General features: G+C 63.6%; 9 protein-coding genes. 5 read left to right on the top strand and 4 right to left on the bottom strand.

From position 1 onward, the window contains the following. Positions 1 to 499 (top strand): mechanosensitive ion channel family protein (locus tag AC1P6P_RS16155; RefSeq protein WP_481403475.1); only part of this gene is annotated, 499 nt, incomplete at its 5' end. A gap of 651 nt (positions 500 to 1,150) precedes the next feature. On the opposite strand, the gene AC1P6P_RS16160 is transcribed toward AC1P6P_RS16155, so the two are convergent. The 4 genes from AC1P6P_RS16160 to AC1P6P_RS16175 all read right to left on the bottom strand — a co-directional run bounded on the left by AC1P6P_RS16160 (position 1,151) and on the right by AC1P6P_RS16175 (position 6,161). Beyond that, on the bottom strand, positions 1,151 to 2,074 hold the full coding sequence (locus tag AC1P6P_RS16160; RefSeq protein WP_481403476.1) for an alginate lyase family protein: 924 nt from the start codon (positions 2,072 to 2,074) through the stop codon (positions 1,151 to 1,153). Beyond that, entirely contained in the window at positions 2,071 to 3,003 is a 933-nt protein-coding gene (locus AC1P6P_RS16165; protein ID WP_481403477.1) for an alginate lyase family protein, read from the bottom strand. The genes AC1P6P_RS16160 and AC1P6P_RS16165 overlap by 4 nt, the downstream gene beginning before the upstream one ends. A gap of 234 nt (positions 3,004 to 3,237) precedes the next feature. Beyond that, the gene (locus tag AC1P6P_RS16170) at positions 3,238 to 3,963 is read right to left on the bottom strand and encodes a hypothetical protein (RefSeq protein WP_481403478.1); all 726 of its coding nucleotides are present in this window, start codon (positions 3,961 to 3,963) and stop codon (positions 3,238 to 3,240) included. A 23-nt stretch (positions 3,964 to 3,986) separates the two neighbouring features. Continuing rightward, positions 3,987 to 6,161 carry a prolyl oligopeptidase family serine peptidase gene (locus tag AC1P6P_RS16175; RefSeq protein ID WP_481403479.1) on the bottom strand — a complete coding sequence of 725 codons (2,175 nt, stop codon included), beginning with the start codon at positions 6,159 to 6,161 and terminating at the stop codon, positions 3,987 to 3,989. Between the two features lie 200 nt (positions 6,162 to 6,361). On the opposite strand from AC1P6P_RS16175, the gene AC1P6P_RS16180 reads away from it, so the two are divergent. From AC1P6P_RS16180 to AC1P6P_RS16195, 4 genes are all read left to right on the top strand, one after another. Further along, a complete protein-coding gene (locus AC1P6P_RS16180; RefSeq protein WP_481403480.1) occupies positions 6,362 to 6,544 on the top strand; it encodes a hypothetical protein in 183 nt (60 codons plus the stop codon). 200 nt (positions 6,545 to 6,744) lie between these two features. Continuing rightward, complete coding sequence (locus AC1P6P_RS16185) at positions 6,745 to 7,347, top strand: superoxide dismutase (RefSeq protein ID WP_481403481.1); 603 nt, start codon at positions 6,745 to 6,747, stop codon at positions 7,345 to 7,347. Positions 7,348 to 7,404: 57 nt separating this feature from the next. After that, positions 7,405 to 8,517 carry an FAD-dependent oxidoreductase gene (locus AC1P6P_RS16190; protein WP_481403482.1) on the top strand — a complete coding sequence of 371 codons (1,113 nt, stop codon included), beginning with the start codon at positions 7,405 to 7,407 and terminating at the stop codon, positions 8,515 to 8,517. Positions 8,518 to 8,629: 112 nt separating this feature from the next. Continuing rightward, positions 8,630 to 9,234, top strand: a 605-nt coding sequence (locus tag AC1P6P_RS16195; RefSeq protein ID WP_481403483.1) for a hypothetical protein, incomplete at its 3' end; no start/stop codon positions are given.

Below are 9,234 nucleotides of genomic sequence, written 5' to 3' on the forward strand. Positions count from 1 at the left end.
GGGCCTGACCTTGATCCTCGCGGAGTCCATCCGCCCGGGCGACGTCATCAAGTACAAGGACAGCTATGGCTGGGTCACGTCGATGGGGGCGCGCTATGTGGCGTTGCGCACGCGCGACGGCATCGAATACCTGGTGCCCAACGACTATTTCGTCGAGAACGGTGTCGAGAACTGGAGCTATTCCGACGCCGTGCTCAGGCTGCATGTGCCGGTCGGCGTCTCCTATGACTGCGATCCCCACAAGGCGATTGCGATCTGCCACGAGGCGGTGCGAGCGGTGCAGCGCGTGCTCGCCCATCCGGCACCGATCGTGCTGCTGAAGGAATTCGGCGACAGCGCCATCAATCTCGAAATCCGCTGCTGGATCACCGACCCGCAGAACGGCACCACCAACATCAAAAGCGAAGTGCTGCTGCAGGTGTGGGACCGCTTCAAGGCCGCCGGCATCACCATTCCCTATCCGCACCGCGACGTGCGAGTGGTTGTGGGGACCCCTTAAATACGCCAAAAGGCGGGATCTCCCGCCTCTTGCAAAGGTCACGGCGCACGGCGCGTTGCGTGAACGCGACGACGGCACCACGAGCTTCTCCCTCGGCTACACGGGGCTCGGACATGGGGCGAACCGGCCGCAGTCGTTTCCGACTGTCGCGCGGCGGTTTTCCGCTTCGGCGCTCAACGGCACATAAGCCTGTCCAGACACCCTCGGACGCGCGGGCGCATCCTTCACCGGTATGACTTTGCAAACCGCGTAGGAAATTGCTGTTGCGGGCCGCGATTTCTTCGCGGGCCTTCTTGCCGGGCTGCACTCCAAAAAACAACACAATGTCGAGATGGGAAGCGGTGCTGACGATTTCAAGGGGGTGCGACAATTGCAGCATTTTTTCCGCTTGCGATGCAGGTGCAGTCATTCATGCAGATGAACAGAATTGGTTAAGAGGATTCACGCGGAGACGCGGAGATGAAGTGCCAAATCGTGAGAGCCATCATGGTGACGAGACGCGGCGAAACCACCTGGCACGCCCGCTCCGCGTCTCCGCGTGGGCTTACTTCATTTGAGGTTTGCGTGCTTCGGGGCTTTGCGCCTTTCGGATTGAGAATTGAGCGACACAATCCGGGCGCAAAGCACGCCAGCTCAACGAGGCGCCCAGCGCTATGACTTCACATGTTCGAGCGGGTTCGCCTTTTCCAGGTCGCCGCCGAGGCGGGTGACGTAGGGCTGGCGGTTGGGCGTCGGCGTGACGGCGGCGCCGGTGTGGCGGATGAAGATCGGGGCCCAGTCGTGGTCGTCGTCGAGAATGCCGATCTGCGGTGTTCCGGCGAGCTTGGCAGCGATGGCGGGATCGCGCCAGGCGCGGTCGCAGAACTCGGCCAGCTTGGCGATCTTCTCGGAGCGTACGTCGAGGATGCTTTCCAGCATCACCAGCGGCGCGGCGGAGAACAGGTGATAGTGCAGGGCACGTCCGCCGCGTTTCATTTCCAGCGGCAGGGTGCCGTCGTCGGCGATATCGGCTTCGGCGGCCTTCAGCACGCCGCGGGACCATTCCACATCCTTCGGGTGTTCGGTGACGACGCCGACGGCGCCGACCGCGAGGCCTTCCCAATAATAGTGGTTGTTCTTGGCGCCCTTGTAGGCGTCGGAATGCTCGCGCACCCGGAACGCCAACGCCTGTAGCCACGCGTCGATACTGGCGCGCTGATCGCCGGTTGCCCCGTCGCGGACCTTGGCATACGACAGCGCCAGACCGGCCAGCAGCCATTTGCGCTCGAAATGCGCCTGCTCCTTTTCGATCTTGCCGAGCATGGCGTCGCCTTCGGCCCAGGTGACCAGCCATTTCAAGGTGCACTGCTTGTCGCCGGCGCTCGCCATCTTGGCGATGGTCTTGAGATACGTTTCGAGCGGGCCGACCGCCGCCTCATAGGCCGCGTGCTTGACCGGATCGATGTGCGAATAGACCGGCGGGTCGTCGTAATAGATGTCGGCGATGATGTCGTGCTGCGCCGGCGGTGGCACCGGACACTCGGCATAGGCGGCGGAGGCGAACAGGGCGGCGGCGGCGAGAAGCGTACGCATCATGGTCTCTCCAGCGGGTTGGCCTTGCTGATGTCGCCACCAAGGCGGGTGACGTCCGGGCGGGTATGGCGATGGCTATAACGAACGACAGCGCCCGCTTCCGGCGGGTTGTGGCGAAGATAGACCGAAGCCCAGTCCATGTCGCCTGTGCCCACGCCGATCTGCGGCACCCCGACACGGGTTGCGACGGTTTCGGGCGCGTCGGACCCGGCGATGCAAAAATAGGCAAGCAGCTTCAGTTTCGGCGAGTGCAGGTTCAGGATGGATTCCAGCATCGCCAGCGGTTCGGCCGCGAACATGTGATAGTGCAGCGCGCGGGCGCCTCGTTTCAACTCGAACGGCAGGGTGCCGTCGGCGGCGATCTCGCCTTCGGCCTCGCGGAATACCCCCCGGCCGAAATCGAGGTCCGCCGGCGTCGCGGTGACGGCGCCGGTCGCGGCGACTGCCAATCCGGCCCAGTAGTAGAGATTGTTGTGGGTGTTGCGCGACGCCATCACCTGGGTGCGCACGCCGTCCGCCAACGTAATCAGCCAGCGGTCGATCGCCGCCTTGTCGTCATGGCCGGCACCGTCGCGCACCTTGGCATAGGCGAGCGCGACACCGCAGAGAAACCAGCGCCGCTCGAACTGCGCTTGATCGTTGGTCAGTTGGCCGGTGAGGGCGCCGCCGTCGGCCCACACCTTGAGCCAACGCACCGCGCAACGCTTGTCGCCGCGGTCGGCCATGGCGACGACAGCATGGAGAAAATCCTCCACCGGCTTGACCTGCGCCTCATAGGCGGCGAGCCGCACCGGATCGATATGCGAATAGATCGGCGGATCGTCGTAATAGCTTTCGGCGAGGAGATCGTGCACGGAAGGCGGCGGCGGGGCGCAGTCGGCGACGGCGGCAGACGCGAACAGGGCAAACGCAGCGAGATGCAAACGGATCATGATTTTGGTTTTTCTGCCCCCACGGGCGCAATGATCTGGTCAAAGGCACTTGGACCGTGGGGGAAGTGTCCGAGCGCAGCGCAGCGAAGCCGGACAAAGGGGGCTTCAGTTGGGTGGTGAGCCCCCTTTGTCATCCGTCGCCCAACGGCGGCGGCTGACACTTCCCCCACGGTCTGCGTGCGAGTGACGCGATTACCTCGCCCGTGGGGGCAGAAAAGAGCGCGCATCACGACCCTATTTGTTCGGCGGACATTCCTCCAGTTGGCCGATGATCATGATTTTCTGCCAGATCTTGCGGCCGAGATTGGTGGTCAGTTCTTCCAGGTCGTTGACGGCAGCGAGACTTTCGGCGTCTTCGGTTTCGCCGGCGTAGAGCGCCGCCAGCTTGGCGATCAGCGCCAGCATCTCGGTGCAGTAATCGAGATAGCGCGACAGCTCGAAATCGCTCAGCACGCGCGACGGCGACACGTCGGTGCCCTTGTAGGTGCCGAGCTCGACCGAGGGGTCCTTGGTCAACTGGTGCATGTCGATGACGTGCGCCATCGAGCGGAGTTCATACAGCGCCCTGAGCACGCGCTTGCGCTTGAGATAAGCCTCGCGCTGGAAAATGAACCACGTCGCGCCGCCGAGCAGCAGCGTGAGATTGGCAAGCGACTCCAGCGGCTGGGCGAGGGTGACGAGGTCGTTGCGATGCACCACGTCGGCCCAGTTCACGGAGCGGCCGAGGTAGAACATCACCACCAGCCACAGCGCCATGAACACAAAGCCGACAAGCCGCATCGGCACATGCGGCCGGTTCGAACGGCCGGCCCGCGCCGCGGTGAGCTTGCCGACCACGCCCAGCCCAGAACAAACATTGCCGAGGCCAGACCCCGGAAAACGCGCTTCAATGCGGGCCTGCAGGCGCTCGATCGTCTGCACGATCAGGCCGGCGTCGAGCGCATAGGCCGACTTCTTCATGACACCCCCCGCGTGCCCCCTCGTCAGGGCGATTTATGCCACTCCATGCCCAACTGATCAAACAGGAAGCTCAGCATGTCGGTCTGCTCGGCGATGCGGTCGCTCAGCGACGAGCCGATGCCATGGCCAGCGTGCATGTTGGTGCGCAGCAGGATCGGCAAGCCGGAACTGGTCGCCGCCTGCAGCGCCGCAGTGAATTTGCGCGAGTGCATCGGATTCACCCGGCCGTCGGTGGCACCCGTCGTCATCAGCACCGCAGGATAGGCGGTTTTCGCGACAACGTGATGATAGGGCGAATAGGCGTACAGCGCCTTGAACTCGTCGGGGTTCTTCACCGTCCCGAATTCGGTGGTGTTGAACGAGCCGTTGGGATCGAGTTCCACCCGTACCATGTCGTAGATGCCGACCGCCGACACCACGGCGCGGGCGAGATCGGGATGCTGGGTGATCTCGGCACCCATCAACAAGCCGCCATTGGAACCGCCCATCAGCGCCAGCCTGGCGTGAGAGGTGTACTTGTTGTCGATCAGATACTGTCCGGCGGCGAAGAAATCGTCGAACACATTCTGCTTCAAGGTCAGCATGCCGTGCTGGTGCCAAGTCTCGCCATATTCGGCACCGCCGCGGATGTTGGCGATCACGTAGATGCCGCCCGCCTCGATGAACAATCGCCGGAAGCCGCGCAGGAAGGTCGGATTCTGGCTGACACCGTAGCCGCCATAGCCGTAAAGCAGCGTCGGATTGCTGCCGTCCAGCCGGGTGCCTTTCTTCATGATGATGTTGAGCGGAACCTTGGTGCCGTCCTTGGAGGTCGCGAACACGCGGGTGACGGTGCAATCGGAAAAATCCACCGGCGACACGACTTTCAGCGCGGTCTCTTCCACCTTGCCGGTCTTGGGATCCCAGGCGGCGTAATAGGGCGGCCTGAGATAGCTGGTGACGTTGAACAGAACGCGGCCGTCGGCGCGTTCGACGATCTCGTGGCTGCCGGAAATCGCAGGCAGCGGCAGGGTGCCGGCCGGTTTGCCGTCGAGGCCGAAGATACGTACCTGATTGGGACCGCCGACGATGTCGCGCACGAACAGCTTGCCGCCGGCAAACGCGAGGTCGGGCTCGTTCCACTGCGCGTTGCCGGATTCGATGGCAACGTCGGATTCCGGCACCAGCACCTTGGCGTTGGCGAGCACGTCGGTGGTGGGCTTGTCGAGCTTGACGATGCGTCCGTTGGACGTGCCCTTGCGCGAAATTCCGTACACGGCGCCATCGGGGCCGAAGCTGGCGTAGACGATCTGGTCGGACGGCACCCCGATGCGCAAGGGGAGCTTGCCCGGCTGCAGCACGTAATACGACCAGATGCCGCCGTCGCCCTTCTGCACCATCGCCATCACGGTGGGAAGGTTCTGCTCGTTGTCGAGGAAGATCTCCGATACCCGGTCGAGCCCGTCCTTGGCGCCGAGCACCAGCGTATCGGTTGCGGCGTTGGTGCCGAGCACATGGAAATAGACCTGCATGTTGAAATGCTGGTCGGCTTCGGGCGCTTCGGGGCCGGGATAGCGCGTGTACCAGAAGCTTTTGCCGTCCGGCGCCCACGCCACGCTGCCGCCCGCGGTCGGATACTGCACGCGCGCGATTGCCGGCTCGATCTCCTTGCCGGTCTTGACGTCGAACACATGCAGGGTGCCGTCCTCGCTGCCGTCCTTCGACAGCGACACTGCGATCTTGCTGCCGTCGTGCGAGGGCACGTACCAGTCGACGGCGATATGGCCGGAGGCGTCGAGCGCGTTGGGATCGAGCACAACTCTCTTCGATGCCGGATCGGCCTTGGCATTCAGCGTCACGATCACCGGCTGCTGCAGCTTGGGATCGGAATAGGTGGCGAACACGAGTTTGCCGCGCGGCTTGAGGCCGGCAAATGCGGGCGAAGTCGCCGATTCCAGGCGCGTCAGCTCGGCCGCCAGCGGCTTCTCGCTCGGCAACGCATCGAGATAGGCGCGGGTGCGATCGTTTTGCGCCGCGCTCCACGCCTGCACCTTGGCGTCCGACCAGTTCTCCAGCCAGCGATAGGGATCGGCGACCTTGACGCCTTGCACGATATCGCTCGTCGCATCGGACGGCGTTGCCGGCGGCGGCGGAATGGTCGCAGCCAGCGCCGCAGTGGTAAGCGCCACAACAGCAGCAGTGCGCGCGATGATCTTCATGGTGTTCCCCCGGGGTTGATCCCAATGCGGCGAATTTGCGGTATGCCAAAACCGCAGACGTGTGCGTCAAACCAAACAGAGTAAAGACGATCCGTAAAGTCCCGAATTGATGTACAAAGAGGAAGCTGCGAATTCGCGTGACAGCGACCCGATCGTCGCGGCAACAACAACGTATACCACGCGCGTATCTGGAGGCAGTAATGTTGCAAGACTCTGGGCAAGAGCGAAAGCAAAATTCCACACAGGACCTCGAGGGTCTGAAGGGACTCATCGCCAAACTGCGCTGGGCCGGAATGGATAACGACGCCGACAAGCTCTGCCACGAGCTCGAGGCACGGGCGCCGGCCGATTGTGTCGTGCCGGGTCCGGTCGAAACCGACTGAGCCGGGACGGATTTTCCGCCGGCCATCGAAAAGCGGGACGTGCCGAAGGGTGCGTGCCGCTTTTGGCATTTCTACGGGCCTGAATTTTGGCTGAATTCTGCCCATTTTCATTGAAATCGGCGTCACTTCTTGTAATAACTCTAATGTAATGGAGTCGCGGCCTCCTTCCCGCCGCCGATGGAATTCGACTGGAGATTTCAATGACGATTCAGCTTCCCGATCTGCCCTATGCCAAAGATGCGCTCGCCCCTCACATCAGCGCCAAGACGCTCGAGTTCCATCATGACAAGCATCACGCCGCATATGTCACCAATGCCAACAAATTGATTGCCGGCACGCCGCTTGAAAATGCCCCGCTGGAAGAGATCATCAAGACCGCGGCCGCCGATGCCTCGAAGAAGGGCCTGTTCAACAATGCCGCGCAGGTGTGGAACCACACCTTCCTGTGGAACTCGATGAGCCCGACCGGGGGCGGCAAGCCGACCGGCGATATCGCGGCGCGCCTCGACAAGGATTTCGGCGGCTATGACGCCTTCGTCGAGAAGTTCTCGGCGGCGGCCGTCGGCCAGTTCGGTTCGGGATGGGCGTGGCTGGTGCTCGATGGCGGCAAGCTCGCCGTGGTGGCGACCGCCAATGCCGACACGCCGCTGGTGCACGGCCAGACCGCACTGCTCACCGCCGACGTGTGGGAGCACGCCTATTATCTCGATTACCAGAACCGCCGTCCGGACTACGTCAAGACCTTCCTCGAGAGCCTGGCCAATTGGGACTTTGCCAACACCAACCTCGCCAACGCCAAGTAGAGGGAACCTTGCAAGCACCCCGCGAGTTACGGTTGGCGCTGTTCTCGCGGGGGCCTGATGGGTGACGTCCTGATCGTCGGCGCGGGGCCGACCGGACTGGCGGCGGGGCTGTTTCTCGCCGAACGCGGCGTCGCCTGCCGCATCATCGACAAGGCCGGCGCTCCGGCGACGACTTCGCGGGCGCAAATCATCAATCCCCGCACGCTGGAAATTCTCGACGGCATCGGTTGCGCCGCCCCGATCGTCGCCGAAGCGCGCCTCATTCACGGCGTCGCTTTCTATCATCATTGGGAGCGCGTCGCCGGGCTGGCGTTCGGCGAAGTCCATCCCCAATTCAAGATGAGCGTGCTGCCGCAGACGCGCACCGAAGCGATCCTCGCCGCGGCACTGACCGCCAAAGGCATCGTGCCCGAGCGGCGGCTCGAATTCGAAAAATACAGCCAGGATGATGCCGGCGTCGATGCCGTGCTGCTGAACGCAGGGCGCCAGCGCGAAACGGTGCGCACGCCACTACTGTTTGGAGCCGATGGCGCCCACAGCGCCGTGCGCAAGCACATGGGTGTCGCCTTCATCGGCTCTGATTTTCCCGAGGAATGGCCGCTCTACGACATTCATCTCGCCAACTGCCCGCTCGATCCGGGCGAGGCGCACGTTTCCTTCGTCGATGGCGGGCTGGTGTTCCTGCTCTGCATCCGCGACGGCGTCTGGCGCCTGTTCGGCGACGTGCCGGGCCTGCTCGGACGGCTGCCGCCGGGCACGCGCGCCGGCGAGGTGGTGTGGCAGTCGACGTTCCACATCGCCCATCGCCTTGCCGAACGCGAGGTCGACGGCCGCGTGGTGATCGGCGGCGATGCGGCCCACATCCATTCTCCGGTCGCGGCGCGCGGCATGAATCTCGGTGTGGAAGATGCCTTCGTGTTCGCCGCCTGCGCTGCCGATGCGCTCAAGGGCGATCTGACGCGGCTCGCCGATTACGGCCGGGTGCGGCAAGCGGCGCACCGCCAGGTGGTGGGCGAAGTCGAACGGCTGACGCAGCTCGCGCGCGGCCGCCCCAGCGTGATCGGCATTTTCCGCCAGATGTTCGTGCCGTTCATGACCGTCTTCCCACCGGCAGCGCGTGCGATGCGCAATCTCGTCACCGGTCTCGATCACGACGTGGATCTCGACTGAAGCGTCAGTCGGCTTTACAAACAAATGTACACCGCTGCCAAAGCCGGCGGTTTCCGCCGCTGGCATGTCCCTTGCGACCTTCGTGAAGGCAGCCGTCGCCAGGGGAGGTTCCATGCTCAAATTCGTTGCCGCTGTCGCTGCCTGTGTGGCGCTGTTGGGATCGGCCGACGCCACCATCGTCATCACCAGTTCGCGCGCCGATTTTGCGCATTACCCCATCGCCACCACCATCGACTGGGGGATTTTCGGGCCTGCCGGAACGCTGATCTCGACACCCGATGCGCGCATGGCCGGACCGATAATGGTCGGGGTCGGCTCGTCCGAAGGGGTGCTGTCGCGGCATGACGAAGGCACCGATTTCAGCGGCGATTTCGCGGCCGGCGATCATCTTCTCACCGACGCCGGCAGCCAGAGCGACAGCTTCATCGTGCGCTTCGGCAATCCGATCGCCGGTTTCGGCACCCAGATCGAATCCGATGCGCTGACCGGCGCCTGGACCGGTTCGATCGATCTCTACGATGTATCGAACACGCTGATCAGCCATGTCGTCATCGGCGGCACACGCGGCGCCGCGGCGGACGACACCGCGCCGTTCGTCGGCATCCTGTCGGACGCCGGCAATATCTCCTACGCCCTGTTCTGGGTCGACAATCCGGCCGTGTTTCCCGGCAAGTCGGGATCGCTGGCGATCAACCGGATGGATGTCGTCGCGGGCGT

It is taken from the genome of Rhizomicrobium sp. (assembly GCF_056722145.1).

Bases quoted from the DNA above. Each gene is read 5' to 3' on its own strand.
- AC1P6P_RS16165 (WP_481403477.1), bottom strand. From the start codon at position 3,003: ATGATCCGTTTGCATCTCGCTGCGTTTGCCCTGTTCGCGTCTGCCGCC.
- AC1P6P_RS16185 (WP_481403481.1), top strand. From the start codon at position 6,745: ATGACGATTCAGCTTCCCGATCTGCCCTATGCCAAAGATGCGCTCGCC.
- AC1P6P_RS16180 (WP_481403480.1), top strand. From the start codon at position 6,362: ATGTTGCAAGACTCTGGGCAAGAGCGAAAGCAAAATTCCACACAGGAC.
- AC1P6P_RS16190 (WP_481403482.1), top strand. From the start codon at position 7,405: ATGGGTGACGTCCTGATCGTCGGCGCGGGGCCGACCGGACTGGCGGCG.
- AC1P6P_RS16160 (WP_481403476.1), bottom strand. From the start codon at position 2,074: ATGATGCGTACGCTTCTCGCCGCCGCCGCCCTGTTCGCCTCCGCCGCC.
- AC1P6P_RS16175 (WP_481403479.1), bottom strand. From the start codon at position 6,161: ATGAAGATCATCGCGCGCACTGCTGCTGTTGTGGCGCTTACCACTGCG.
- AC1P6P_RS16170 (WP_481403478.1), bottom strand. From the start codon at position 3,963: ATGAAGAAGTCGGCCTATGCGCTCGACGCCGGCCTGATCGTGCAGACG.